Annotated in this window: 25 protein-coding genes; 14 read left to right on the top strand and 11 right to left on the bottom strand. The window is 67.8% G+C overall.

The window, feature by feature from the left end; genetic code table 11:
* Positions 1-5: 5 nt before the first annotated feature.
* The 11 genes from fliP to fliF all read right to left on the bottom strand — a co-directional run bounded on the left by fliP (position 6) and on the right by fliF (position 10244).
* Complete coding sequence (gene fliP, locus ACGLHS_RS08460; RefSeq protein ID WP_394478721.1) at positions 6-764, bottom strand: flagellar type III secretion system pore protein FliP; 759 nt, start codon at positions 762-764, stop codon at positions 6-8.
* Entirely contained in the window at positions 761-1267 is a 507-nt protein-coding gene (gene fliO, locus ACGLHS_RS08455) for a flagellar biosynthetic protein FliO (RefSeq protein ID WP_394478719.1), read from the bottom strand. Before fliO ends, fliP begins: the two co-directional genes overlap by 4 nt.
* Positions 1264-1710 (bottom strand): flagellar motor switch protein FliN, encoded by a 447-nt coding sequence (fliN, locus tag ACGLHS_RS08450; protein ID WP_093238272.1) that lies wholly within the window; start codon positions 1708-1710, stop codon positions 1264-1266. Before fliN ends, fliO begins: the two co-directional genes overlap by 4 nt.
* The gene (fliM, locus tag ACGLHS_RS08445) at positions 1703-2707 is read right to left on the bottom strand and encodes a flagellar motor switch protein FliM (RefSeq protein ID WP_093238274.1); all 1005 of its coding nucleotides are present in this window, start codon (positions 2705-2707) and stop codon (positions 1703-1705) included. The genes fliN and fliM overlap by 8 nt, the downstream gene beginning before the upstream one ends.
* A 24-nt stretch (positions 2708-2731) precedes the next feature.
* Positions 2732-3250, bottom strand: a complete 519-nt coding sequence (gene fliL / locus ACGLHS_RS08440) for a flagellar basal body-associated protein FliL (protein ID WP_394478715.1) — start codon at positions 3248-3250, stop codon at positions 2732-2734.
* Between the two features lie 150 nt (positions 3251-3400).
* Positions 3401-4813, bottom strand: a complete 1413-nt coding sequence (locus ACGLHS_RS08435) for a flagellar hook-length control protein FliK (protein ID WP_394478713.1) — start codon at positions 4811-4813, stop codon at positions 3401-3403.
* Positions 4814-4829: 16 nt separating this feature from the next.
* Entirely contained in the window at positions 4830-5285 is a 456-nt protein-coding gene (gene fliJ, locus ACGLHS_RS08430) for a flagellar export protein FliJ (protein WP_093238278.1), read from the bottom strand.
* Positions 5282-6724 carry a flagellar protein export ATPase FliI gene (gene fliI, locus ACGLHS_RS08425; RefSeq protein WP_394478710.1) on the bottom strand — a complete coding sequence of 481 codons (1443 nt, stop codon included), beginning with the start codon at positions 6722-6724 and terminating at the stop codon, positions 5282-5284. The genes fliJ and fliI overlap by 4 nt, the downstream gene beginning before the upstream one ends.
* Before the next feature lie 5 nt (positions 6725-6729).
* On the bottom strand, positions 6730-7533 hold the full coding sequence (fliH, locus tag ACGLHS_RS08420) for a flagellar assembly protein FliH (RefSeq protein ID WP_394478707.1): 804 nt from the start codon (positions 7531-7533) through the stop codon (positions 6730-6732).
* Positions 7520-8518, bottom strand: coding sequence for a flagellar motor switch protein FliG (gene fliG / locus ACGLHS_RS08415; protein WP_093238282.1), 999 nt, complete (start codon positions 8516-8518; stop codon positions 7520-7522). The genes fliH and fliG overlap by 14 nt, the downstream gene beginning before the upstream one ends.
* Positions 8511-10244, bottom strand: a complete 1734-nt coding sequence (gene fliF / locus ACGLHS_RS08410) for a flagellar basal-body MS-ring/collar protein FliF (RefSeq protein ID WP_394478704.1) — start codon at positions 10242-10244, stop codon at positions 8511-8513. Before fliF ends, fliG begins: the two co-directional genes overlap by 8 nt.
* Positions 10245-10542: 298 nt before the next feature.
* Here fliF and fliE point away from each other — a divergent pair, with 298 nt between their 5' ends.
* From fliE to ACGLHS_RS08340, 14 genes are all read left to right on the top strand, one after another.
* Positions 10543-10860 (top strand): flagellar hook-basal body complex protein FliE, encoded by a 318-nt coding sequence (fliE, locus tag ACGLHS_RS08405; RefSeq protein WP_093238285.1) that lies wholly within the window; start codon positions 10543-10545, stop codon positions 10858-10860.
* 176 nt (positions 10861-11036) lie between these two features.
* The gene (locus tag ACGLHS_RS08400; RefSeq protein ID WP_093238286.1) at positions 11037-12275 is read left to right on the top strand and encodes a FliC/FljB family flagellin; all 1239 of its coding nucleotides are present in this window, start codon (positions 11037-11039) and stop codon (positions 12273-12275) included.
* 164 nt (positions 12276-12439) lie between these two features.
* Positions 12440-12790, top strand: coding sequence for a flagellar protein FlaG (locus ACGLHS_RS08395; protein WP_176801050.1), 351 nt, complete (start codon positions 12440-12442; stop codon positions 12788-12790).
* Positions 12791-12841: 51 nt separating this feature from the next.
* Positions 12842-14293 (top strand): flagellar filament capping protein FliD, encoded by a 1452-nt coding sequence (fliD, locus tag ACGLHS_RS08390; RefSeq protein ID WP_093238288.1) that lies wholly within the window; start codon positions 12842-12844, stop codon positions 14291-14293.
* Between the two features lie 21 nt (positions 14294-14314).
* Complete coding sequence (fliS, locus tag ACGLHS_RS08385) at positions 14315-14734, top strand: flagellar export chaperone FliS (RefSeq protein WP_093238290.1); 420 nt, start codon at positions 14315-14317, stop codon at positions 14732-14734.
* A 29-nt stretch (positions 14735-14763) separates the two neighbouring features.
* Positions 14764-15096 carry a flagellar protein FliT gene (locus ACGLHS_RS08380; RefSeq protein WP_093238292.1) on the top strand — a complete coding sequence of 111 codons (333 nt, stop codon included), beginning with the start codon at positions 14764-14766 and terminating at the stop codon, positions 15094-15096.
* Between the two features lie 23 nt (positions 15097-15119).
* Positions 15120-16418: a flagellar hook-length control protein FliK gene (locus ACGLHS_RS08375; protein WP_394478698.1), complete on the top strand. Its 1299-nt coding sequence runs from the start codon at positions 15120-15122 to the stop codon at positions 16416-16418.
* Complete coding sequence (locus tag ACGLHS_RS08370) at positions 16415-16741, top strand: EscU/YscU/HrcU family type III secretion system export apparatus switch protein (RefSeq protein ID WP_394478695.1); 327 nt, start codon at positions 16415-16417, stop codon at positions 16739-16741. The genes ACGLHS_RS08375 and ACGLHS_RS08370 overlap by 4 nt, the downstream gene beginning before the upstream one ends.
* Before the next feature lie 324 nt (positions 16742-17065).
* The gene (gene flhD / locus ACGLHS_RS08365; RefSeq protein WP_256327221.1) at positions 17066-17452 is read left to right on the top strand and encodes a flagellar transcriptional regulator FlhD; all 387 of its coding nucleotides are present in this window, start codon (positions 17066-17068) and stop codon (positions 17450-17452) included.
* Complete coding sequence (gene flhC / locus ACGLHS_RS08360) at positions 17449-18039, top strand: flagellar transcriptional regulator FlhC (protein ID WP_093238296.1); 591 nt, start codon at positions 17449-17451, stop codon at positions 18037-18039. The genes flhD and flhC overlap by 4 nt, the downstream gene beginning before the upstream one ends.
* 63 nt (positions 18040-18102) lie before the next feature.
* Positions 18103-18963, top strand: coding sequence for a flagellar motor stator protein MotA (gene motA / locus ACGLHS_RS08355; protein ID WP_093238298.1), 861 nt, complete (start codon positions 18103-18105; stop codon positions 18961-18963).
* A gap of 25 nt (positions 18964-18988) precedes the next feature.
* Positions 18989-19945, top strand: coding sequence for a flagellar motor protein MotB (gene motB / locus ACGLHS_RS08350; RefSeq protein ID WP_093238299.1), 957 nt, complete (start codon positions 18989-18991; stop codon positions 19943-19945).
* 51 nt (positions 19946-19996) lie between these two features.
* Positions 19997-22075 carry a chemotaxis protein CheA gene (gene cheA, locus ACGLHS_RS08345; RefSeq protein ID WP_394478690.1) on the top strand — a complete coding sequence of 693 codons (2079 nt, stop codon included), beginning with the start codon at positions 19997-19999 and terminating at the stop codon, positions 22073-22075.
* 22 nt (positions 22076-22097) lie between these two features.
* Positions 22098-23435 (top strand): EAL and HDOD domain-containing protein, encoded by a 1338-nt coding sequence (locus ACGLHS_RS08340; protein ID WP_394478688.1) that lies wholly within the window; start codon positions 22098-22100, stop codon positions 23433-23435.
* Positions 23436-23446 lie beyond the last annotated feature (11 nt).

The raw sequence follows: 23446 nt of genomic DNA, 5'->3' as shown, positions 1-23446 counted from the left end.
CGTACCTAGAGGTAGAAGCTCTGCGTCAGCGCGCCGATGAGCAATTGCCAGCCGTCGGCCAGCACGAAGAGCATCAGCTTGAAGGGCAGGGCGATGGATGCGGGCGGCACCATCATCATGCCCATCGACATCAGCACGCTCGCCACCACGAGGTCGATGATGAGAAAGGGAATGAAGATGGTGAAGCCGATCTGGAAGGCCGTCTTCAGCTCGCTGATGACGAAGGACGGCAGCAAGATGCGCAGCGGCACGTCTTCCGGGCCCTGCATGTCGGGCACCTTGGCGAGCCGGGCGAACAGGGCCAGGTCGGTCTCGCGGGTCTGCTTGAGCATGAAGGTCTTGAAGGGCGCGATGCCGCGCTCCAGCGCCTTGTCGGCACTGAGCTTGTTCTCGGAGAAGGGAACGTAGGCGTCGGTGTAGGCCTTGTCGAACACCGGCGACATCACGAAGAAGGTGAGGAACAGCGAAAGCCCGACCAGGATCTGGTTGGGTGGCGAAGTCTGCGTGCCGATGGCGGTGCGCAGCAGGCCCAGCACGATCAGGATACGCGTGAAGCTGGTCATCGACAGCAGCAGCGCGGGCAGGAAGGTGAGCGAGGTCAGCAGCACCATGGTCTGCACGCTCAGCGACCATGTCTGGCTGCCGCCGGGGCCGGGCGTGCTGGTGATGCCGGGCAGGCCCTGGGTCCAGGCGGCGGCGGGCAGCGTGGCGGCGAGCAGCAACAGCGCGGCGCGCAGGCCGCGGCGCAAGGCGGGGTGCGTCATGGGGCGGTACGCGCCTTGCCCGAGAGGGATTCGCGCAGCTTCTGGGCAAAGAGTTCGACGGGGCTGCGCGGGGCAGCCTGCGTGGCGTTCGAGGTAGCTGTCGTGAGATGGGCCTGCGCCGGCAGGGTGTGCAGCGTGTTGACCTGGCTGCTGGTGACGCCGAGCACCAGCCATTGGTCGCCCACTTCCACCACGACCACGCGCTCGCGCTGGCCGACCATCGCGCTCGACACCACCTTCACCACCTGGCCATTGCCCAGACGCTGAAGACCGAAGCGCCGCGCCAGCCAGGCGCACAGAAAGATCAGGCCCAGCACCGCCGCCATGCCGAAGCCGACTTGCAGCAGGCCCGAGCCACCGGTCGCGACCGGCGCGGCCTCGTGCACCGGCGTCGGCACCGTGGGCAGCGCCGCGTGGACCGCTTGCGTGGCAAAGGCCAGCAGCGCCGCCCCCCGCGCAACAAGGGATGCGGCCCGAGACAGGTGGCGGCGCGCCAGGCTCATGAGCGCGCGAGCTTCTGCATGCGCTCGGAGGGCGTGACGATGTCGGTCAGGCGGATGCCGTACTTCTCGTTCACCACCACCACCTCGCCCTGCGCGATCAGGTAGCCGTTGATCAGCACGTCCAGCGGCTGGCCGGCCAGGCCGTCGAGCTCCACCACCGAGCCCTGCGACAGCTGCAGCAGGTTCTTGATGGTGATGCGCGTGCGGCCGATCTCGGCCGTGAGCTGCACGGGCACGTCGAGCACGCGGGCGATGTCCACGGGCGCGGGGCTGCCAGCGGGCGCGACCGGCGTGTCCTGGATCTGCTGGAAGACCTGCGCGGTGGCCGGGGCCACGGCGGGTTCGGGCGCGGGTGTCGGCGCCGGTGCGCTGGCCGCCGTCTGCTCGGCCAGCGCGCTGGCCCAGTCGTCCGCGTCGCTGGCGGCAGGGGTGTTGTCAGTCATGGTCGTTCTTCAAATCGCTGTCTTGGTGGGAGATCATGTGTTGCACGCGCAGGGCGTAGCGCTCGTTGGAGGTGCCGTAGCCGCACTCCATCACCGGCACGCCGCCGACCTTGGCAACGACCGTCGTCGGCAGTTCGATGGGGATCACGTCGCCGACCTGCAGCTTCATCACTTCGCCGAGCGTCGAGGGCATGGTCACGAAATCGGCGGTGAGCTCGACGTCGGCCGCCTGCATCTGGCGCGACATCTGCGTGACCCAGCGCTTGTCGACCTCGACCTCGTCCTGGATCGGGTTCGACAACAGGTCGCGGATCGGCTCGATCATCGAGTAGGGCAGGCACACGTGCAGAAAGCCGCCGATGGGGCCGAACTCGATCTGCAGCGTGGTGTTGATCACCACCTCGTTGGGCGCCACGATGTTCGCGAGCTTGCCGTGCATCTCGGCGCGCACGTAGTCGAAGTCGAGCGGAAACACCGGCTGCCAGGCATCGCCATAGCACTGCAGCGACAGGTCGAGCAGGCGCTTGATGATGCGCTGCTCGGTGCGCGTGAAGTCGCGGCCTTCCACGCGCACGTGGTAGCGGCCGTCGCTGCCGAAGAGGTTGTCCACCACCAGAAACACCAGCTTCGGGTCGAACACGAAGAGGGCGGTGCCGCGCAGCGGCTTCATGTGGATCATGTTGATGTTCGCGGGCACCGGAAGGTGCCGCACGAACTCGCCGAACTGCTGGATCTGCACCGGCCCCACCGAGATGTCGGGGCTGCGGCGCATGAAGTTCAGCAGCGAGCTGCGCAGGCCACGCGCAAAGCGGTCGTTGATGACCTCCAGCGTGTGCATGCGGTTGCGCACCACCCGGTCGGGTGCGCCGAGGTCGTAGGCCGGCAGGCCATCGGGTGGCGGTGGCGGCGGCGAGGCCGCCTGGTCGAGATCGCCGCCGGTGACGCCTTGCAGCAGCGCATCGACCTCGTCCTGGGAAAGCACCTGTTCATACGCCATGGGTCGCTTGTCTGGAGAGGGATGTCACTGCACGACGAAGGTGTTGAAGGAGACGCTCGCAATGCCCAGCTCGGGCATCTCGGCGGCCAGCGGCGCGTTCAGGGCCTTGCGGATTTCCTCGGCCAGCCTGGCCTTGTCTTCCGGCGTGACCAGCGACTCGGGCGGGCGGTTCGACAGCAGCACGAGCAGGCGGCTGCGCAGCTCGGGCATGAACTCGACGATGTGCGCCTTGGTCTGCTCGTCGCGCACCTTCAGCGCCATGCCGATCTGCAGAAAGCGCGAGCGGCCTTCGGACTGGAGGTTGACGGTCAGCGGGTCCAGCATCACGAAGATCGGCTTCTCGGGCGTAGGGGCCTTGGCCGCTTCGGTGGTGGCCGGGGCGCCGCCCGTCAGGCGCGGAATGAAGACATACGCGGCCGCGCCGGCAGCGGCGATGCCGACGACGATCACGAGGGCGATCAGCAGCTTCGAGGAGCGGCGTGGGGCCGGCGACGCGGCCGAAAGAGGGGCGGCGGCGGTTGCGACTGGAGAAGAAGAAGCCATGGTGAAGCGGGTTGACGTGTCCGATCTATTCTTTGCGAAGTCCCCCCCGAACGAACGGCCGAACAAGCGCACAAAGGCGTGTCATATCCGTTCATTGCCGGGCGCCGCGAACGGCGCCGTCGAGGGCGGGAGGCGATGGGGGCGAAGGCCTCAGGCGAAGGTGTCGACGCCGGGGCTCGCGTTGCCGGCAACACTGGCGCGCGTGGCAACAACCGGCACGGCCTGCGTGCTGGCGGCGGCACGGCCGCTGCCGGGGTAGGCGGGGCCTTGCTGCTGCCGCGCGGCGTTCTGCTGCTGTTGATGCTGCTGCTGCGCGAACGCGGCGTCCTGCCCGAAGGGCTGGCGGGTTTCCGCACCGACCGAGGCCTGGCCCAGTGTGATGCCTTGCTCCGACAGGTTGGTGCGCAGCTGCGGCAGCGCGGCCTCGATGGCCTTGCGCACGCTTTCGTGGGCCGACACGAACATGGCCTGCGCCTGGTTCTCGCCCATCGACAGCGTGACCTTCAGCGGGCCGAGGCCGGCCGGGTTGAGGTTCAGCTCGGCCGTGTGCTGGCCGCTGATGCTCATGCGCGCGAGCTGCTGGCCCAGGGCCGGCGCCCACTTCTCGCTGCCGACTTCGGGCGCGATGGTGTGCAGCGGGCCGCGCGTGGCGGATGCATCGGCCGCGCGCTCGCTCGACGCGGCGACGGTGGCGGGCTGCGGGACCGCAATGGGCGCGGTGGCAACGGCGGTATCCGCGCGCTGCTCGCCGGTGGCGGCAGTCGGCACGGCGGCGGTGGATGCGGCCACGGCCTTCGCTTCTTCGGCCGCCTTGGGTTGGGCTGCGGCTGCCAGTTGCTCGGCGGTGGTCGTGCTCACGGCGGCGCGCGATGCGCCGGTGCGGCCTGCCGCGGCTGTGCCGACGTTGGGCCCGGCAGGCGCGGACGACGGCTTGCCGCCGCCGACGGTCATCGTCTGCGCGGCCACGGCGGCGCGAACGATGTCCTGCAGCGAGGCGGGCGGCGCGGGTGCCGCGGCACTGGCATCGGCCGGGGTGTTCTGTGCGACTGGGGCGGCCGTCTTCTCCACGGCGTCCTTGCCCGCGAACGCGGCCTTGGGCGTGGCCTCGGTGTCGGCGCCCGTCAGCACCGTGCCGGGCGGGGTCTTCGATGCCGCGTCGGGCGCGGCGGCATCCACGGGGATGTCCGTCGTCGCCACACCGGCGGCGAGCGGCACGTCGGATGCATCGGCAGCGCGGCCGTCCTGCGCGGCTGTGCGACCCGCGAGCGTCAGCGCGTGCAGCGGCGTGTTCGCGGGCGCGAGAAAGGCGAGGTTCGGGTCGGTGGGCAGCGCGTCTTTCGTGTCCTCGGCGGGCTCCGCCTTGCGCAGCGGCTTGCGGTCGACAACGGAGACATCGGTGCTCTCGTCCTGCGCTTTCGCGGCGTTGCCGTTGCGCGAGCGGTCGAGCGCGGCGCCGAAGCTGCGGCCCTGTGCCTCGTCGGTGCTGCGGCCGCGCGTGCCGCCTTGCGCGACCGGCTGGCCCGCGGCGTTGGGAATGACGGAAGGCGTGATCATGGGAGGCATGTCGATTCCTGGGAATTCAGAGGGTCGGGTGGGAGGCCCGGTCGAAGAACTTGCGGGCGGCGCGCTCGTCGCTGTCGCGCTGCTCGCGCTTGGCCTCGACCATCAGCGCCTGCAGCCGCACGCGCTCGGCAAGGGTGTCGAATGAATTGAGGCGGCGCTTTTCCTGCTGCCAGTCGGTGCGGCCACGGTCGAGCCGGTTCTCGGTCTGGGTGGCGATGGCGCGCTGCTGCTCGATGGCGCCGTCCAGCGTGCCGAGAAAGTTGCGGTAGTTGCGCCACTGCGAAGAAGGCAGGCCGCCGCGCATCAGCGCATCGAGCTGGTCGTGATAGTCCTGGCGGTACTGCAGCAGCAGGTCGAGCTTCTGTTGCGCGCTCAGGTGCGCGCTCTGCAGCGCGCCCAGGCGGCGCGCGGCGTCGTCGGTCTGGTTCTGCGCCAGGTCGATCAGCATGTCCAGGGGTAGCTTGCTGCTCATGTGCGTCCTTGCTTCATCTGCATCCGTGGTGGCTCGGGCTCGAACAGGCTGTCCAGGTGGGCGATGGACTCCGTGTAGTCGGTGCGCTCGTGCATCGACTGCTGCAGGAAGGCCTCGATGCGCGGATACATCGCAATGGCCTGGTCCAGCTGCAGGTCGTGGCCGGGCGCATAGGCGCCCACGCTGATCAGGTCGCGGTTGCGCTGGTAGCGCGACAGCATCTGCTTGAAGCGGCGCACGGTGTCGAACTGCCCGGGCGAAATCAGCGCGGTCATGGCGCGGCTGATCGAGGCCTCGATGTCGATGGCGGGGTAGTGCCCCGCCTCGGCCAGCGTGCGCGACAGCACCACGTGGCCGTCCAGGATGGCGCGCGCCGCGTCGGCAATCGGGTCCTGCTGGTCGTCGCCTTCCGACAGCACCGTGTAGAAGGCGGTGATCGAGCCGCCCCGGCCCTGCGCGTCGCGCGCGCCGTTGCCGGCGCGTTCGACCAGCGCCGGCAGGCGCGCGAACACCGAAGGCGGATAGCCCTTGGTGGCGGGCGGTTCGCCCACGGCCAATGCGATCTCGCGCTGCGCCATCGCGTAGCGGGTGAGCGAATCCATGATGAGCAGTACGTCGCGGCCCTGGTCGCGGAAGTACTCGGCCAGGCAGGTTGCATAGGCCGCGCCCTGCAGGCGCAGCAGCGGCGAGTTGTCGGCGGGTGCAGCCACCACCACGGCGCGGGCCAGGCCTTCTTCGCCCAGCGTGTTCTCGATGAAGTCCTTCACCTCGCGGCCGCGTTCGCCGATCAGGCCGACCACGATCACTTCGGCGCTGGTGTAGCGCGCCATCATGCCCAGCAACACGCTCTTGCCCACGCCGGAGCCGGCGAACAGGCCCATGCGCTGGCCACGGCCGACGGTGAGCATCGCGTTGATGGCGCGCACGCCGACGTCGAGCACCGAGTCGATGGCTGCGCGCGACAGCGGGTTGATCGGCGGCGAAGCCAGCGGCACCTTGCGCGAGACGTCGAGCGGGCCGAGCCCGTCGAGCGGACGGCCGGCCGCATCGACCACGCGGCCGAGCATGCCTTCGCCCACCGGCAGGCGCTTGGTGTGCGCGTCGCCGGTCGCGCCGGGCTCCAGCAGGCCGGGCCGCGCGAACACGCGCGCGCCGGGCAGCAGGCCCGCCACTTCGGTCTGCGACATGAGGAAGAGGCGGTCGCCGGCGAAGCCCACAACCTCGGCCTCGGCATGGCGTTGCGGATGGCCGGGCGGCAACTCGATCAGGCAGTCGCTGCCCACGGGCAGTTGCAGGCCCACAGCTTCGAGCACCAGGCCGACGGCGCGCGTGAGACGGCCCGAGGCGGTGGTGGTCGCGCAGCGGCCGACGTTGCCACGCGCCTTGTCGAGCGCGGCCAGCACGGATTGCAGATGGGGGTTGGTGGCGGCGGTCTGCATCGGGGTCAGGGCGCTTCGGCCTCGCCGTCGGCGTCGCCGCGCAGGGCCGCGCTCACGCGCTTCCAGCGGGTCTGCAGGCTGCCGTCGAGTTCGCCGGTGGCGGACTGTACGCGGCAGCCGCCGCGCTCGATGCTGTCGTCGGAGCGCACCTGCCAGCCGGCGGCCTCGATCTCGTTGCCCAGGCTGTTCTTCACCAGCGCCACGTCGTCGGGGTGCAGCAGCAGGCGCGGTTCGCCGCGCAGCGCGGGCTCGGTGTTGAGCATGTCGCGCGCCAGCGGCAGCACCCATTCGGGTTCGGCCTGCAGGGTGCGATGCACCACTTGGCGCGCCACGTCGAGCGCAAGCGCGAGCACGGCCTCGGCCAGTTCGCCTTCGGCGCGGCGCAAGGCATCGGGCAGCGACTGGGCCAGCGCGCGCAGGCGTTCGGCATGCACGCTGGCGGCCGCAAGGCCGGTGGCCAGGCCTTCGGTGTGGCCGACCTTGCGGCCTTCGGCCAGGCCCGCGATGCGGCCCTCGGCTTCGCCGTTGGTGCGGGCTTCCTTGCGGATGCGGGCGAGGTCGGCCAGATCGACCTTCGGTGCGGGCGGTGCCGCCGGTGTGCTGTTGCGCTCGGCGGCCTTGCGCGACGCATGAAGTGTGGATGCCGCGGCCTTGTCGTCGAGCGTGCCCATCTCCCAGCGCTCCCAGGCCGAGAGCGCGGGCTTGCCGGCCTTGCCGGACTTTCCGGGTGCGGCCTGGCTGGCCGCCGCATGGATGGCCGCGAGGCGTTCGCGCGATCCGCCGAAGGCGTTGGGGTCAGACGAAGTCATCGGTGCCAGGCGCCGCAATCACGATTTCGCCGGCCTCGGCAAGGCGGCGTGCCACCTGCAGGATGGCCTTCTGTTCGGTCTCGACCTGCGACACGCGCACCGGTCCGCGCAGCTCCATGTCTTCGCGCAGGGTCTCGGCCGCGCGCTGCGACATGTTGTTGAGGAACTTGTCGCGCAGCTCCATCGGCGCGCCCTTGAGCGCGATGATGAGCGAGTCGCTCTCGATGTCCTTGAGCAGGCGCTGGATGCTGCGGTCTTCCAGGCCGAGCAGGTTCTCGAACACGAACATCTCGTCGACGATGCGCTGGGCCAGCGCCTCGTCCTGTTCGCGCACGTGGGCAATGGCTTCTTCTTCCACCGCCGTGCTCATCAGGTTGACGATCTCGGCCGCGGTGCGCACGCCGCCCAGGCGGCTGCGGCGCAGGCCCTGGCCCGCGAGCATTTCGGTGAGCACGTCGGTCAGCTCGTTCAGCGCCGAGGGCTGCACGCCGCCGAAGGTGGCCACGCGCATGATCACGTCGTGGCGCAGGCGCGCGGGCAGCTTCTCGAGCACTTCCGATGCCTTCATGCGGTCCAGGTGCACTAGCAGCGTCGCAAGGATCTGAGGATGCTCGTCGCGGATCAGCTCGGCCACTTCGCCGGCCTCGAGTTCATTGAGCCGCTCGATGCCGCCGTGCGGCTCGTCGGGCTGCAGGATGTCTTCGAGCAGGTTGCTGGCGCGGTCGTCGCCCAGTGCCTTCTTCAGCACGGCGCGGATGTAGCTGGTCGAGCCCAGGTGCAGGGCCGAGAGCTGCTCGGTCTCTTGCCGGAACTCGGCCAGCACGGCGGCCAGCTCGTCCTTGGAGACCGAGCTGAGCTTGGACATGGCCAGGCCCAGCGCCTGCACCTCGGAGGTGGGCAGCTGATGCAGCGCGGCGGCGGCGCGGTCTTCGCCCAGCGCCATCAGCAAGATCGCGCCCTTGCGGGTTCCCAGTTCGCTACTCATCGGTGTTCATCCAGTGCTGGATCAGGGTGGCGACCAGCTTCGGGTCTTTGTCCGCCACCTGGTGGGCGTAGTCCATGTCGGCCTTCTGGCGGTTGGCTTCGCGTTCGCGCAGGCTCTCGGCGGGCGATGGGCCCGCCGGGCCCGGCTCGGCGACCGGATCGAACGCGGGAGCGGCGACCGGCGGCGGTGCGCTGGCCAGGTGGCGGCGCATCAGCGGCCGCACCACGGCGAGCCAGGCGAAGAGCGCCAGCAGGCCAAGCAGCAGGTACTGCCCGAGGGTCTTGCCTATCTCGATGTTCTCGCGGTCGCGCCAGAACGGGACTTCGGGCGCGGGGCCGCTCTCGGCGTCGCGGGCGAAGGCGCTGTTGACCACGTTGAGCGAGTCACCGCGCTCCTGGCTGAAGCCCATCGCCTCCTTCGCGAGGTTGCGGATCTGCTCCAGCTCGGCCGGCGTCAGCGCGCGGCTGGTGACCTTGCCCGCGGCATCGGCCACGTCGCGGTTGTTCACAACCACGGCCACCGACAGGCGCTTCACGCCGCCTGCGGCTTGCTGCACGTGGCGGATGGTGCGGTCCAGCTCGTAGTTGGTGGTGACGTCCTTGCGCGTGTTGCTCGGGCCCGAGGCCGCGCCCGACGTGGCGGTGGTGGTGGCACCCGGCACGCCTGGTGCTCCCGGTGCGCCCGGCGTTCCCGCGGGCGGCGTGCCCGGCGCGTTGGGCGCGCGCGGGCCGACGATGGGCGCGCTCGGGTTCACGGGCGGCTGGTTCGACAGCGCGCCCGGCACGCCGCCGGGCGGCCCGCCGTTGTGCTGCGCCGACTCGCTGGTCTGCTGGCTGCGGATGGCCGACTGCGTCGGGTCCTGGTTGGGCTTGTACTTCTCGTCGGTGTGCTCGACCACCGTGAAGTCGATGTCGGCCGCGACCTGCGCGCGCACATTGGCCGTGCCGACGATGGGCTGCAGGATGGCCTCGATGCGGCGGATGTAGCCCTGCTCGATCTCCTGCGCATACTTGAGCTGGCTCACGTCCAGCCCCTGGTTGGTGCCGCGCGCCGACGACAGCAGGTTGCCGCGCTGGTCGACCACGGTGACGTTCTTGGCGTCCAGGTCGGGCACGCTGCTGGAGACCATGTGCACGATGGCGCTGACCTGGCCTTCGTCGATGCTGCGCCCGCGCATCAGGCTCAGCACCACCGAAGCCGAGGGCTTCTTCTGGTCGCGCACGAACAGCGAGGGCTTGGGCAGCGCCAGGTGCACGCGCGCCGACTCGATGGTGCCGATGGATTCGATGGAGCGCGCCAGCTCGCCTTCGAGCCCGCGCTGGTAGTTGATCTGCTCGGCGAACTGGCTGGTGCCGAACTTCTGGTTGTCCATCAGTTCGAAGCCGACGCCGCCGGCCTTGGGCAGGCCCTGGGCCGCGAGCTTCAGGCGCGTTTCGGCCACCTTGTCGCCCGCGATCAGGATCGCGCCGCCGCCTTCGGCGAACTTGTAGGGCACGTTCATCTGCTGCAGCGACGCGATGATCGCGCCGCCGTCGCGGTCCGACACGTTGGTGTAGAGCACCTTGTAGTCGGGCGCGCGGCTCCACAGCAGGAACGCGGCCGCCGCGGCCACCACGGCCGCTGCGCCGACGATCATCGGCAGCTTCGGCTGGGCGCGCATGCGGTCCAGGATCGGGGGGAGGCCGTTGGCCGCCGGCAGGCTGCCCGCGGGCGCTGCAGTGCTCATGGGCGCACCTTCGTCGCGGCCTTCGGGCCGCAGTCGTCCAGCGCCATGGTGGGGGAGGAGATTCGGTGTTGAGAGTTCATTCCGGGGGCCGGTGATGTCGTCCGCGGCCTGTTCGTTTCGCGAACGATTGTCAACAGTCGCCCTGGAATTCGATCGGTCGAACAGCCGGGGTTTTTGCCCTCAGTTGAGCGCTTGAATCGGGGTCTTCCCTTGTTACGCTGCACGCAAGCCGGAGGGCCTGGACCCGGGTCCTCCATGTCAAGTCACGCGAAGTGTTCACACGGAAAAAGAAATCTTCATGTCGATCAACGCCATCGAATCGGTCCTGCAGCAGATGCGCGCCACTGCGCTCACCACCGGCATCGCACCCGCGTCCGGCTCGCCCGTCGAGGCGGGTGGCTTCGCGGCCGAGCTCAAGCGCTCGCTTGCCAACATCAGCGGCGCGCAGCAGCAGGCCTATGCGCAGGCCGAGTCGTTCGAGCTGGGCAAGCCCGGCGTCGCGCTGAACGACGTGATGGTGGATCTGCAGAAGGCCAACGTGGCTTTCCAGACCGGGTTGCAGGTGCGCAACCGGCTGGTGGGCGCCTATCAGGAAGTGATGAACCTGCAGGCTTGATGGGGTGCGGGTTGTGGTGCGGGCGGCGGTACGTGGAACTTTTTTGTACGCCGCCCTAAATGTTTGAAGACGCCGGCCGATAACCAAACCAACGATGGCTTGAGTCTGACAAGGAGCGGGTCCAGCGTTACGGCCTTGTGCCGGTTACCACAACCTTCGTAAACCAGGAGTCGAAAATGGCATCAGTCATTAACACCAATTCTCTTTCGCTGCTCACGCAGAACAACCTCTCGAAGTCGCAGTCGTCGCTGAACACGGCGATCCAGCGCCTGTCGTCGGGCCTGCGCATCAACAGCGCCAAGGACGATGCCGCCGGCCAGGCCATCGCCAACCGCTTCACCGCCAACATCAAGGGCCTGACGCAAGCTTCGCGCAACGCCAACGACGGCATCTCGCTCGCGCAAACCACTGAAGGCGCGTTGACCGAAGTCAACAACAACCTGCAGCGCATCCGCGAACTGGCCGTGCAAGCCGGCAACACGTCGAACTCGCCTTCGGACCTGAAGTCGATCCAGGACGAAATCGGCCTGCGCCTCGCTGAAATCGACCGTACCTCGGCACAGACCGATTTCAACGGCGTGAAGGTCCTGTCCTCCACGGCCAAGCCCCTGACGGTGCAAGTCGGCGCGAACGACGGCGAAACCATCCAGATCAACCTGAAGGAAATCAGCTCCAAGACGCTCGGCATGCAAGGCTTCAACCTCGCTGGCCCGACCGCTACGGCTTCCCTGGCCTTCAACGGCACGGTGGCTTCGGGTGCCGGCGACGCGCCCACGGCTGCCCAGCTGAAGGCCGCCTACGGTGCCACGACCGCCGTCACGCTGACGACCGTCAAGGAAAAGACGACCGACGACCTGTCGAGCAAGCTCGGCCTGGCCGCCGGTGGCGCCAAGCTGACGGGCAACGCCGTTGCCGACAAGAACGGCAACCTGTTCGCCGAAGTCGCGATCAAGCCCGTGGGCGCCGGCGAAACCTCGTCGCTGATCAACCAGGGCTTCACCGGCGCCGTCGACGGCACCACGATGTACCGCTACGTGGCGCTGGACCCGGCATCGGCCGACACCACGACGCTGGCCACCACCGCCGCCTTCACGGTCGACACCTCGAAGCTGTCGGTCAACAGCCTGCAAGTCGGTTCCACCGCCAGCCCCCTGGCCACCATCGACGCCGCCCTCAAGGTGGTCGACAACCTGCGCAGCTCGCTGGGTGCGGTGCAGAACCGTTTCGACTCGGTGATCGCCAACCTGGGCACCGCGGTGACCAACCTGTCGGCTTCGCGCTCGCGCATCGAAGACGCCGACTATGCAACGGAAGTGTCGAACATGACCCGCGCGCAGATCCTGCAACAAGCCGGTACCTCGGTGCTGGCCCAGGCCAACCAGACCACGCAAGGCGTGCTGTCGCTGCTGAAGTAATTCGCGGCAGCAGTCGCTGAAGCGCCAGGCCCTTCCCTCGGGGAAGGGCTGGTTGGTGCGCAGGCGCCCGGGTGAGGCCTGGGAGTGCCTGCGCTGTCCCTTGTGGCTTGTCGCCGATGCGCCAGGCCACAGCGGACAGCGAACAACAACAGAGGAGTTGGACCATGGCGATTCCGGTGGCACCGGCGGCGGACGGCCCTTGGTGGACGGAGATGTTCTCCGGCCAGGCGACAGCCGCGATGCGTGCGTCGATCAGCGCGAATGCGCCGGCCGATGCGGTGGAGGAAGCCACGCCGACGCAGGTCGAGAACGCGGTGAAGGAAGTCAACGCATCGCTGCAAAGCCGTGCGGTCGGCCTGCGCTTCGAGATCGACAAGGACACCGACAAGCTCGTGGTGAAAGTGGTCGACCGGGCCAGCGGCGAAGTGATCCGGCAGATCCCGTCCGAGGAAGTGGTCCGCATCGCGAAGGTCTTCGGCCAGACGTCGGGGCTCCTGGTGAGCCACGGGGCCTGAAGCGCTTCTTTGTTGAAGAACCGAATTTTTTGAATTGAACAGGAAACCAACATGCCAACGATCAGCAGCCTGGGTGTCGGCGCCAATCTCGACCTGAACACCTTGCTCACCAAGCTCCAGTCGGTGGAAAGCCAGCCGCTGGCACTGCTGCAGCAACGCCAGACCAGCTTCACGAGCAAGCTGTCGGGCTACGGCCAGATCCAGAGTGCGCTCAACGGCCTGCAGGCCGCCGCCAAGAAGCTGAGCGACCCGGCCTTCTTCGCCGGCGTGAAGACCACGGCCACGCCCACCGACGTGCTGACCGCGAGCAGCACCGACAAGGCCTCGGCCGGCACCTACAACATCAACGTCGACAAGCTCGCGCAAGCGCAGTCGCTGGTCTCGGGCGGCCTGGCCAAGGCGGACACCCCCATCGGCGTGGGCACCATCAGCATCGACTTCGGCGCCATCACCGGCGGCACGCTGGACCCCGCGACCGGCACCTACACCGGCGCGACCTTCACGCAGGACACCACGCGCACGGCGGTGCCCATTTCCATCGGCGCGGGCAACAACACGCTCGAAGGCATCCGCGACGCGATCAACAACTCGAAGGCCGGCGTGAAGGCCAGCATCGTGAACGACGGCAGCGGCACGCCCAACCGGCTGGTGCTGGTCTCGGCGCAGTCCGGCGAGCAGTCGACCATGCGCGTCTCGGTGACCGGCGACGCGGCGCTGCAGAACCTGCTGGGCAACGACCCGGCCGGCACGCAGAACCTGCGCCAGACCGTGGCGGGGCAAGACGCCAAGCTCACCGTCAACGGCATTGCCGTGACCAGCGCGAGCAACACCGTCAAGGAAGCCATCCAGGGCACGACCCTCAACTTGCTCAAGCGCGGCGACAGCGTCGTGACGGCGCTGCCGGACACCGCGAACGTGAGCACGGCCATCAGCGATTTCGTGAAGGCCTACAACACCCTGCAGAGCACCGCGGGCGCGCTGACGGCCTACAACAAGGACACCAACACCGCCTCGCCGCTGACCGGCGACTCGACCCTGCGCAACCTGCTCAGCCGCGTGCGCCAGACCATCGTGTCGCCGCAGGACACCGGCCCGAAGCAGCTGAAGGTGCTGACGGAGATCGGCGTGTCGCTGCAGAAAGACGGCACGCTGTCGATCGACCAGAAGAAGCTCGATGCGGCGATCAACACCAACCTGGACGGCGTTACGCGGCTCTTTGCGACCGGGATCGACAGCAAGGCCGGCTATGGCAAGCAGCTGACGGCGGTGATCACCGACCTCACGTCGATCGGCGGCGCGCTCAAGACGGCGTCGGACGGCGTGACGACCACGCTCAAGCAGCTCGACAGCCAGTACACCGCGATGAAGGAGCACGTGGATTCCACCGTCGAGCGCTACCGCAAGCAGTTCAACCAGCTGGACGTGGTGATCAGCGGCATGAACAACACGCTGAGCTACCTCACGACGCAGTTCAACGCGCTGACGTCGAACAAGGGCAAGTAAGCCAGGGGACCGGAGCCGTCGATGTACACACCTCACAACCTTCGCACCGGTGCCGGCGCGTATGCACGCGTCGGCGTCGAGACCAGCGTGATGAGCGCATCGCCGCACCAGCTCATCGTCATGCTGTTCGATGGCGCGAAGACCGCCATCGGCATGGCGCGGCATCACATGGCGGCCGGCGAGATCGAGGCCAAGGGCAACGCGATCTCGAAGGCGATCGGCATCGTGGACAGTGGCCTGAAGGCCGCGCTCGACGCCACGGCGGCCGGCGATGCCGGTGCCGAACTCGTGGGCAACCTGTCGGCGCTGTACGACTACATCGTCCAGCGGCTGTTTCGCGCCAACCTGCACAACGACGTGCAGGCGCTGGACGAGGCCGATGCGTTGCTCGAGAACATTGCTTCCGCATGGCGGGAGATCGACGGCCGGGTTCGCGGCTGACGCGCGGCCGCTATTGAAGACAGGAAAAAATGACAGTCCGGAGTGAGGTCGTTCATTGCTACGAGGAGCTTGCCTCCAGCGTCTCGCTGATGCTGGTGCTGGCGCACGCGAAAGAATGGGGTCAGCTCCCGGGGCTCGAGTCCCGGTGCTCGGCCATCGTCGACAGGTTGCGGGTCATCGAGCCGACGGAGACGCTCGATGCCGCGCAGGTCGAGACGGTGCTGCACCTGCTCGACCGCATCCGCACGGAGCAGGCCGAGGTGTCGGGGCTGATCAAGCCGCAGCTTGACGACCTCCTGAGCCGGATGGGACACCTGAGCCAGCAGAAGAACCTGGGCAAGGCCTACGGGCCGACGCACTGACCGACCCACCGGATGCCGCGACCATGAGTGGACTTGCCGGACTGATCGATGCGCTGCTGGCCGCAAGGCTCACGCCGCGGCTCGACGTGCTGGGCATCAAGCCCGAGGCCACCATCGGCGCGCCCGGTGCGGCGGCCGGCATCGGCAGGATCGCCAACGACGTGCGGCTGCCGTCCAACGCGGCGCTCGACCGGCAGATACCGGGTGCGGTGTCCGGCGGTGCCGGCGCGGCGCAAGGCGGTGCGGGTGCACCGCCTTCGGTGGCGACGCAGTTGTCGGTGGCGGCCCGGGTGATCGGTGCGGTGCTGGCCGATCTGCAGGCGGAGCCGGGGCCGGTGCGTGGCACGGCACCGCTGTGGCCTTCGCGGCAACCCGCGAGCGCGCCGGTGCTGGCGGGCGCGCTCGCGCAGACGGTGGCGGACAGTGGACTCTTCTACGAGTCGCACCTCGCGGAGTTCGCGGCGGGGACGCGCAGCATGGCGCAGATGGCGCGCGAGCCGCAGGCGCGCTGGGCGGTGCCTGTTGCGCTGCTGCAGGTTGCGGGGGCGGTGCCGCAGGCGATGGCGCAGGCGCTCGGTTCGGGTGTGTTGATGGATGCGTTGCAGGCTGGCGCTGTGCAGCAGCAATCGCTGGCATCGTCATCGTCCGATGCCGATGCGAGTCCGGCGGCGCGTGCGGCGAATGCGAGCGCGCCGCGCGGTGTGCCGAGCGATGCATCAGTGCAGGGCAATGCCGCATCGGCATCCGCAAGCGTTGCGCCGAAAGCCGAGCAGGTTTCTTCACCCGACGCGGCGCGCGTGCAAGCGGCCTATCGCCAACCCGAAACCACGTCGATGACCCACATGGTCGATGCGATGCCGGCCCACAAGGCGGGCGAGGCCACCCGTGTCGCCGACAACGCCGCCACCGCGCAGGCGACGCGAGGCGAGGTGATTCATCCTCAAGCCGTCACGCTCGTGCACCAGCAACTCGACCTGCTGGCCAGCGCGGCCTTCCGCTGGAGCGGCCATGCCTGGCCCGATGTGCCGATGACGTGGTCGGTCGAAGAAGAACAGCAGCAGCAACAGGCGAAGCCCGATGCGGACATCAACGAAGAAAGCCAGCGCCGCTGGTCGACCACGGTGTCGCTCGTGCTGCCGCGGCTGGGTGAAGTCGACCTGCGCCTGAACCTCAGCGGCCCGACCGTGCAGGCGCATCTGTCGGCGAGCGAGGCAAGCACCATGGCCCGCATGCGCGGCGATGCCCGGCAACTGGCACAGCGCTTCGAAGCGGCCGGCCTTCAGTTGCAGCAGGTGCAGGTCACCGCGAAGGCGCACGCATGAACGACGCACCTGACACACGCGATGCCCTCGACAACCGGCACAGCGCCGTGGCGCTTTCGTATGCGGACAAGACCAAGGCACCCGTGGTCGTGGCCAAGGGCTACGGCGTGGTCGCCGAATCGATCATGCGCGAGGCGCGCGAGAACGGGCTTTATGTGCACGCGTCCGCCGACCTCGTGAAGCTGTTGATGCAGGTGGACCTGGACCGGCAGATCCCGCCGCAGCTCTACCGGGCGGTCGCCGAAGTGATGGCGTGGATCTATGGGCTGGAAGAAAAGGCCGGGATCTCGCCGGCGTTCGACACGGGCCAGCCGGCGTATTAAATAACCTGTGGTTCTATTCGAAGTAATGAATCATCGGAGGGCTGAATCAATTCGCATTGATCGAGTTGTAAAAAGGGTTAATAGTCTTTATCAATTCAAATTTGGCGATGAATAAATTCCTCGTCCGAGAAGGTTATCTGTAACAACTAATTTCGCGGACAGGACCCGTTCGTATCGGGCTTCGGATGGCGCTCTCATAGGAGAGAAGCATTCTCAGTGTCGGATTCATCCTACGTTTTTTTTGCCGATAGCATGACAAAGTCTTCAAAGTGTAAAACTTTGTGTATATAATGTATACACGATTGATTGAAACGCGGAGTGGACATGGAATCGGAAATGGAAATGAGCATGGAAAATTGCAATGTCAACGCAAGCGGCGTGATTTCGAGGGAAATCGGCGAGATTAATCTGGCCTATATGCTGCTTGCCCAGAAGCTGGTGAAACAGGACCGGGCCGAGGCCATGTTCCGGCTCGGCGTGGGGCGTGAGCTCGCCGATCTGCTGGCGAACATGTCGCTCAGCCAGATCGTGAAGCTGGCCGCTTCCAACTTTCTGTTGTGCAGCTTCCGGCTGGACGATCGCCCGATGTTCGCGGTGGTCGGCGAGGGCAAGGAGCCCGCGCTGCAGCAGGCGCACATGTCGATCCTGATGACGGCGCGCCAGGCGCAGGGCCAGTCGCAGATACGCGAAGCAGGTGCGGCGGCCGCATGACACGCAAAAGCGTTTTGGGCGAAGTCCGGCAAGTCCAGCTTGCCGTCGAACTGATCGGGCTGGGTGCCCGCCTACAGTTTCTGGAGGCCGCGGTCAAGCTGAGCCGCGAACGCCTGATCCGCCTGTACAAGGAACTCAAGGGCGTCTCTCCGCCCAAGGGCCTGTTGCCGTTTTCCACCGACTGGTACATGACGTGGCTGGCCAACATCCACTCGTCGATGTTCTACAACATCTACCGCTTCATGCTCGATGAAGCCGACGAGAGCGAGTTGCCCGCGCTCATCAAGGCCTACCGCCTCTATTCGGAGCAGGTCGAGTCGCAGGGCGGCGAGGTCGTGCTCGACTTCACGCGCGCCGAAACCATGGTGCGGTTCTTCGACAGCGACATGCTGCAGCTGAGCACCTGCAGCCGGTGCGGCGGCCACTTCGTGGCCCACGCGCACGACAACAAGAACGGTTATGTGTGCGTGCTGTGTCGTCCGCCCTCGCGCGCGGGCAAGGCGCGCAAGCCCAAGGTCGTGGAAGTGCGCCGGGGCGGCTTGATTGCCGTGGCTCCGGTGCTGGACATCGGCGGCGCTGCTGTCTAGGTAAGCGCCCCGCCACCCGGTGCGGGGTTTTTGATTTGAAGCCTCAGGGCATAGGGGAAGCGCGTGCTGGTTCTGGTTGGATATCTCGTGGTGATCGGTGCGGTCTTTGGTGGCTACGGCCTCATGGGCGGGCACTTCGGCGTCCTGTTCCAGCCGGTGGAGTTGCTCATGATCGGCGGCTCCGCGCTCGGTGCGTTCATCGCGGGCAACAACGGCAAGACCATCAAGGCGACCATCAAGGAGCTGCCGCTGCTGCTGCGCTCTTCCAAGCACAACCGCCAGCTCTACATGGACCTGCTGGCGCTGCTGTACGAGCTGCTCGCCAAGGCCCGCAAGGAAGGCATGATGAAGCTGGAGTCCGACGTCGAGGACCCGGCCCAGAGCGAGATCTTCCAGCGCTACCCGAACATCATGGCGCACGAGGGCATCACCGTCTTCCTGTGCGACTACCTGCGCCTGGTCATCAGCGGCAACACCGACGCGCACGAGATCGAGGCCCTGATGGACCACGAGATCGAGACCATCCGCCACGAGGCCGCCGTGCCCGGCCACAGCCTCTCGCGCGTGGGCGATGCGCTGCCCGCGCTGGGCATCGTCGCGGCCGTGATGGGCGTGGTGCATGCGCTGGCCTCGGCCAACCTGCCGCCTTCCGAGATGGGTGCGCTGATCGCGCACGCCATGGTCGGCACCTTCCTGGGCGTGCTGCTGGCCTATGGCTTCGTGTCGCCGCTGGCCTCGCTGATCGAGCAGAAGGTCGAGGAGGGCATGAAGATCTACCAGTGCGCCAAGGTCACGCTGCTGGCCAGCCTGAATGGCTACGCGCCGCAGCTGGCCGTGGAGTTCGGCCGCAAGGTGCTGTTCTCGACCGAGCGCCCGTCGTTCACCGAGCTGGACGACCACGTCCGGGAAGTCAAGGCGCGCTGATGCGCAGATGCGAAGACCAGCGGCCATGAGCGAAGCGAAGCCCCGGATCATCATCAAGCACGTCCACAAGGCGGGCGGCGGCGCGCATCACGGCGGCGGCTGGAAGATCGCCTATGCCGACTTCATGACGGCCATGATGGCGTTCTTCCTCGTCATGTGGCTGCTGTCGATTTCGAGCCCCAAGCAGCGCGAGGGCATCGCCGAGCACTTCCGCATGCCGCTGCGCGTGGCGATGGCCGGCGGCGAAAGAAGCAGCCTCAGCACCAGCATGATCCCCGGCGGCGGCGCCGACGTGATGCATGTCGAAGGCGAGGTCAAGCACACCGAGACCGCGAGCGAAGACGAGGCCGACGCCAGCCGCCTGGCCGAGATGAAGAAGAAGCTGGACGAGCTGATCGAGAAGAGCCCGGTGTTCCAGCAGTTCCGCTCGCAGATCTTGATCGACATCACCACCGAGGGCCTGCGCCTGCAGATCGTGGACAGCGAGAACCGCCCGATGTTCGAGTTGGCCAGCGCGCGCGTGGTGCCGCACATGCGCGCCATCCTGCGCGAGCTGGCGCCCGCACTCAACGGGCTGCCGAACAAGATCACGCTGTCGGGCCACACCGACGCCATCGTCTATACCAACGACCGTTCCTACGGCAACTGGGAGCTGTCGGCCGACCGGGCCAATGCCTCGCGGCGCGAGCTGGTGATCGGCGGCATGACCGAAGACAAGGTGCTGCGCGTGATCGGCTTGGCCGACAGCATGCACTTGGACCGCGCCGATCCGCGCAACCCCATCAACCGCCGCATCAGCATCATCCTGCTGAACCATCGCACGCAGGAGCGCATCGAGCGCGAGAACAGCAACGACGGCGACGTCACGCGCGTCGGCGGGCTGCAGCCGGCTGCCAACGCCGGTGCTCGCGCCGCTGTCACCGCCACCACCGCCGAAGCCGCGAAGCCGGTGCCGCCCAAGGCGACCACCGCGACGGAATAACAACGACAAACCAAGCGGCCGGCCACAGCGCGCAGGCCCCGGAGCAACCAGATGGACCTCAGTCAATTCACCCAGGCCTTCTTCGTCGAAGCCATCGAGCTTCTCGCGGAGATGGAGCAGCTGCTGCTGGACCTCGACGTCGAGGCACCGGACAGCGAGCAGCTCAACGCCATCTTTCGCGCGGCGCACTCCATCAAGGGTGGCGCGGCGACGTTCGGTTTCACCGCCTTGACCAACACCACGCACGTGCTCGAAACGCTTCTGGACAGGGCCCGCCACGGGCAGCTGCGCCTGAACGGTTCGATGATCGATGCCTTTCTGGAAACGAAGGACGCCTTGCAAGAACAACTCACCGCCTACCAGGCCGGCAAGGAGCCGGACCCTGAAATGGTCGCGCACATCTGTGGCGTGCTTCAGCAACTCGCGCTGGAAAGCGGTGTGGACGGTGCGGCCGCCGCAGCAGCAGTTGCGCCAGCGCCTGCCCCGGCGCCCGCACCCGTGGCGGCACCGGTCGTGGCCGAAGCGCCAGCGGCAGCCGGTGGCGACGGCGTGCTGCGCATCCGCTTTGCGCGGCTGTCCGAGAGCGAATGCGATCTGCTCGCCGGCGAGCTGGCCAACCTGGGCAAGGTGCTGTCGCGCACGCGCAGCAACGACCAGTTCACGGTGATGCTCGAAACCACCTGCGACCCTGACGACATCGTCGCCGTGTGCTGCTTCGTCATCGACGAATCGCAGATCGACATCACGCGCGAAGCTGCCGGCGCAGACGCGGCCGAAGTGCCCGCGGCGGCGCCCGTACCCGAGGTGGTTGTCGAGGAGCCCGCCAAGCCGATCGTCGCAGCCGCCCCCGTGCAAGCAGCCGCTGTGGCCGCACCGGTGGCCGCAGCAGCAGCGCCCGGTGCCAAGGAGTCCAGCTCCATCCGCGTCGACGTCGAGAAGGTCGACCAGCTCATCAACCTCGTGGGCGAACTCGTCATCACCCAGTCGATGCTCACGCAGGCCGCGACCATGCTCGACCCGGTGGCCTACGAGCGCTTCCTGAGCGGCCTGGGCCACCTGGAGCGCAATGCGCGCGATCTGCAGGAATCGGTGATGTCGATCCGCATGATGCCGATGGACTACGTGTTCAGCCGCTTCCCGCGCGTGATCCGCGACGTGAGCGCCAAGCTGGGCAAGCAGGTGCGCCTGGACACCTACGGCAAGGAGACCGAGCTCGACAAGGGCCTGATCGAGCGCATCGTCGACCCGCTCACGCACCTGGTGCGCAACAGCCTCGACCACGGCATCGAGACGCCCGAAGTGCGCCTGGCCAAGGGCAAGGACGCCACCGGCCAGCTGCTGCTGTCGGCGCAGCACCACGGCGGCAACATCGTGATCGAGGTCAGCGACGACGGCGCGGGCCTGAACCGCGAGCGCATCCTCGCCAAGGCCATGCAGCAAGGCCTGCCGGTCAGCGAGACCATGCCCGACGAAGAGGTGTGGCAACTGATCTTCGCGCCCGGCTTCTCCACCGCCGAGCAGATCACCGACATCTCGGGCCGCGGCGTCGGCATGGACGTGGTCAAGCGCAACATCCAGGAGATGGGCGGCCATGTCGAGATCCATTCGCGCGGCGGGCAGGGCACCACCACGCGCATCGTGCTGCCGCTCACGCTGGCCATCCTGAACGGCATGTCGGTCAAGGTGGGCGACGAGGCCTACATCCTGCCGCTGAGCTATGTCATCGAGTCGCTGCAGCCGCTGCCGGAGCACCTGCATTCGATCACCGCCGACGGCCATGTGATCCGCGTGCGCGGCGAGTACCTGCCACTCATCGAGCTGCACCGCGTGTTCGACGTGGCCGGTGCGCAGACGCACCCCACGCAGGGCATCCTGGTGATCGTGCAGGCCGACGACAGCCGCTTCGCGCTGCTGGTCGACGAACTGCTCGGACAGCACCAGGTGGTGGTGAAGAACCTGGAGACCAACTACCGCAAGGTGCCGGGCATCTCGGCCGCGACCATCCTGGGCGACGGCAGCGTGGCCTTCATCATCGACGTGGGCGCGATGCCGCGCATCCAGCGCGCGCAGGCCGCCAGCGCGGCCGCCCTGGCGGGTGCCGCCCGGAGAACGGACACCGTCGCCCTGTGAGCACGCCGACGGAGACCGCCGCATGAGGTTCGATTTCTTCCGACGCTCCGGGTCCGGGGACGCATCGCCCGCCGATGGCGCGGGCACCGGCGAGGCCGCCTCGCGTCCTCCGGCCGATGCCGGCGCCAATGGCCACGTGGCCTACGCGATGCTGCTCGACGGGCAGCGCCGCGTCACCGGCTACCGGATGGCATGGCGCGCGGCGGGCGAGGCGCCGGGCGCGCATGCGGGCGCGGGCGTCAAGGCGCTCATGGACACGCTGGCCCTGCACCTGAACCCCGAAGGCACCGGATGGCTGCTCGGGCCGCAGATGCTGTTCGTCGACGTGACGGTCGATGCGCTGTTTCAGAGCGAATTGCAATCGCTGCCGCCGCAGAATGTGGTGCTGTGCATGGGCGCCGACGACCTGATGGACGCGGACATGCGCTCCATCCTGCTGTTCCTGCGCGAGCAGGGCTTCGGCTTCATGCTGTGCGGCGCGCCCGCGCTGCCGGACGACGCCGAGCTGCGCGCCATCGTCACGCACGTCGAGGTGAACGTGGGCGATGTGGCGCTGGTGGAGCGGCTGCAGAAAGAGGCACAACCGGGCCAGTCGGGCCAGCCGGCCATCGAGCTGATCGCGCCGCGCGTGGACACCTGGCAGGAGTTCGACGCCTGCGCCGCGCGCCGCGTGCATGTCTTCGTCGACGGCGCCTTTCGCAATCCGCCGGTGAAGGAGGCCGAGGAAGCGCTGCAGCCCGAGTCGCTGCTGATCGTCAAGCTGATGCAGATGATCCAGCGCAACGAAGACGTGCGCGCCATCGAAAGCGCCCTCAAGCACGACGCCGCGCTCACCTACCGCCTGCTGCGCTACATCAATTCGCCTTCGGTCGGCATGGCGGTGGAGATCCATTCGCTGCGGCATGCGGTGGCCATGCTCGGCTACTCACCGCTGTACCGCTGGCTGTCGCTGCTGCTGGCCACCAGCAACAAGGCCAGCTCGCCCTTCATGATGAAGAAAGCCATCCTGCGTGGCCGCTTCGTCGAGCTGATCGGGCAGGGCATGCTGCCGGCCAGCGAGGCCGACAACCTGTTCGTGGCGGGCATGTTCTCGCTGCTCGACCAGTTGCTGGGCGTGTCGATGGAAGGCGTGCTGCGCAGGGTGCAGCTCACCGAGGCGGTGCAGCAGGCCATCCTGTCGCGCAGCGGCCTCTATGGCCCTTTCGTGGCGTTGGCCGAAAGCTGCGAGTTGGACGACGGCCGCGCGGCGCGCCTGTCGGAGGCGCTGTTCCTCAGTGCGTCGCAGGTCAATGCGGCGCAGCTCGCGGCTCTCGTGTGGTCGCTGGACGCGGGGCCGGCCGCGGCGGGCCCGCCTGCATGAACAACGCGCTG

Source organism: Variovorax sp. VaC1 (assembly GCF_043658315.1).
Classification (GTDB): Bacteria; Pseudomonadota; Gammaproteobacteria; order Burkholderiales; family Burkholderiaceae_C; genus Variovorax.
This window is presented reverse-complemented; position numbering and strand designations above follow the sequence as displayed.

Coding starts and splice junctions, on each gene's coding strand:
- flhD (WP_256327221.1), top strand. CDS start 17,066: ATGGAATCGGAAATGGAAATGAGCATGGAAAATTGCAATGTCAACGCA.
- ACGLHS_RS08340 (WP_394478688.1), top strand. CDS start 22,098: ATGAGGTTCGATTTCTTCCGACGCTCCGGGTCCGGGGACGCATCGCCC.
- fliL (WP_394478715.1), bottom strand. CDS start 3,250: ATGGCTTCTTCTTCTCCAGTCGCAACCGCCGCCGCCCCTCTTTCGGCC.
- fliH (WP_394478707.1), bottom strand. CDS start 7,533: ATGACTTCGTCTGACCCCAACGCCTTCGGCGGATCGCGCGAACGCCTC.
- fliF (WP_394478704.1), bottom strand. CDS start 10,244: ATGAGCACTGCAGCGCCCGCGGGCAGCCTGCCGGCGGCCAACGGCCTC.
- ACGLHS_RS08435 (WP_394478713.1), bottom strand. CDS start 4,813: ATGCCTCCCATGATCACGCCTTCCGTCATTCCCAACGCCGCGGGCCAG.
- ACGLHS_RS08370 (WP_394478695.1), top strand. CDS start 16,415: ATGAACGACGCACCTGACACACGCGATGCCCTCGACAACCGGCACAGC.
- fliI (WP_394478710.1), bottom strand. CDS start 6,724: ATGCAGACCGCCGCCACCAACCCCCATCTGCAATCCGTGCTGGCCGCG.
- fliS (WP_093238290.1), top strand. CDS start 14,315: ATGTACACACCTCACAACCTTCGCACCGGTGCCGGCGCGTATGCACGC.
- flhC (WP_093238296.1), top strand. CDS start 17,449: ATGACACGCAAAAGCGTTTTGGGCGAAGTCCGGCAAGTCCAGCTTGCC.
- fliJ (WP_093238278.1), bottom strand. CDS start 5,285: ATGAGCAGCAAGCTACCCCTGGACATGCTGATCGACCTGGCGCAGAAC.
- ACGLHS_RS08375 (WP_394478698.1), top strand. CDS start 15,120: ATGAGTGGACTTGCCGGACTGATCGATGCGCTGCTGGCCGCAAGGCTC.
- ACGLHS_RS08380 (WP_093238292.1), top strand. CDS start 14,764: ATGACAGTCCGGAGTGAGGTCGTTCATTGCTACGAGGAGCTTGCCTCC.
- fliN (WP_093238272.1), bottom strand. CDS start 1,710: ATGACTGACAACACCCCTGCCGCCAGCGACGCGGACGACTGGGCCAGC.
- fliM (WP_093238274.1), bottom strand. CDS start 2,707: ATGGCGTATGAACAGGTGCTTTCCCAGGACGAGGTCGATGCGCTGCTG.
- fliD (WP_093238288.1), top strand. CDS start 12,842: ATGCCAACGATCAGCAGCCTGGGTGTCGGCGCCAATCTCGACCTGAAC.
- fliO (WP_394478719.1), bottom strand. CDS start 1,267: ATGAGCCTGGCGCGCCGCCACCTGTCTCGGGCCGCATCCCTTGTTGCG.
- fliE (WP_093238285.1), top strand. CDS start 10,543: ATGTCGATCAACGCCATCGAATCGGTCCTGCAGCAGATGCGCGCCACT.
- fliP (WP_394478721.1), bottom strand. CDS start 764: ATGACGCACCCCGCCTTGCGCCGCGGCCTGCGCGCCGCGCTGTTGCTG.
- ACGLHS_RS08395 (WP_176801050.1), top strand. CDS start 12,440: ATGGCGATTCCGGTGGCACCGGCGGCGGACGGCCCTTGGTGGACGGAG.
- cheA (WP_394478690.1), top strand. CDS start 19,997: ATGGACCTCAGTCAATTCACCCAGGCCTTCTTCGTCGAAGCCATCGAG.
- ACGLHS_RS08400 (WP_093238286.1), top strand. CDS start 11,037: ATGGCATCAGTCATTAACACCAATTCTCTTTCGCTGCTCACGCAGAAC.
- fliG (WP_093238282.1), bottom strand. CDS start 8,518: ATGAGTAGCGAACTGGGAACCCGCAAGGGCGCGATCTTGCTGATGGCG.
- motB (WP_093238299.1), top strand. CDS start 18,989: ATGAGCGAAGCGAAGCCCCGGATCATCATCAAGCACGTCCACAAGGCG.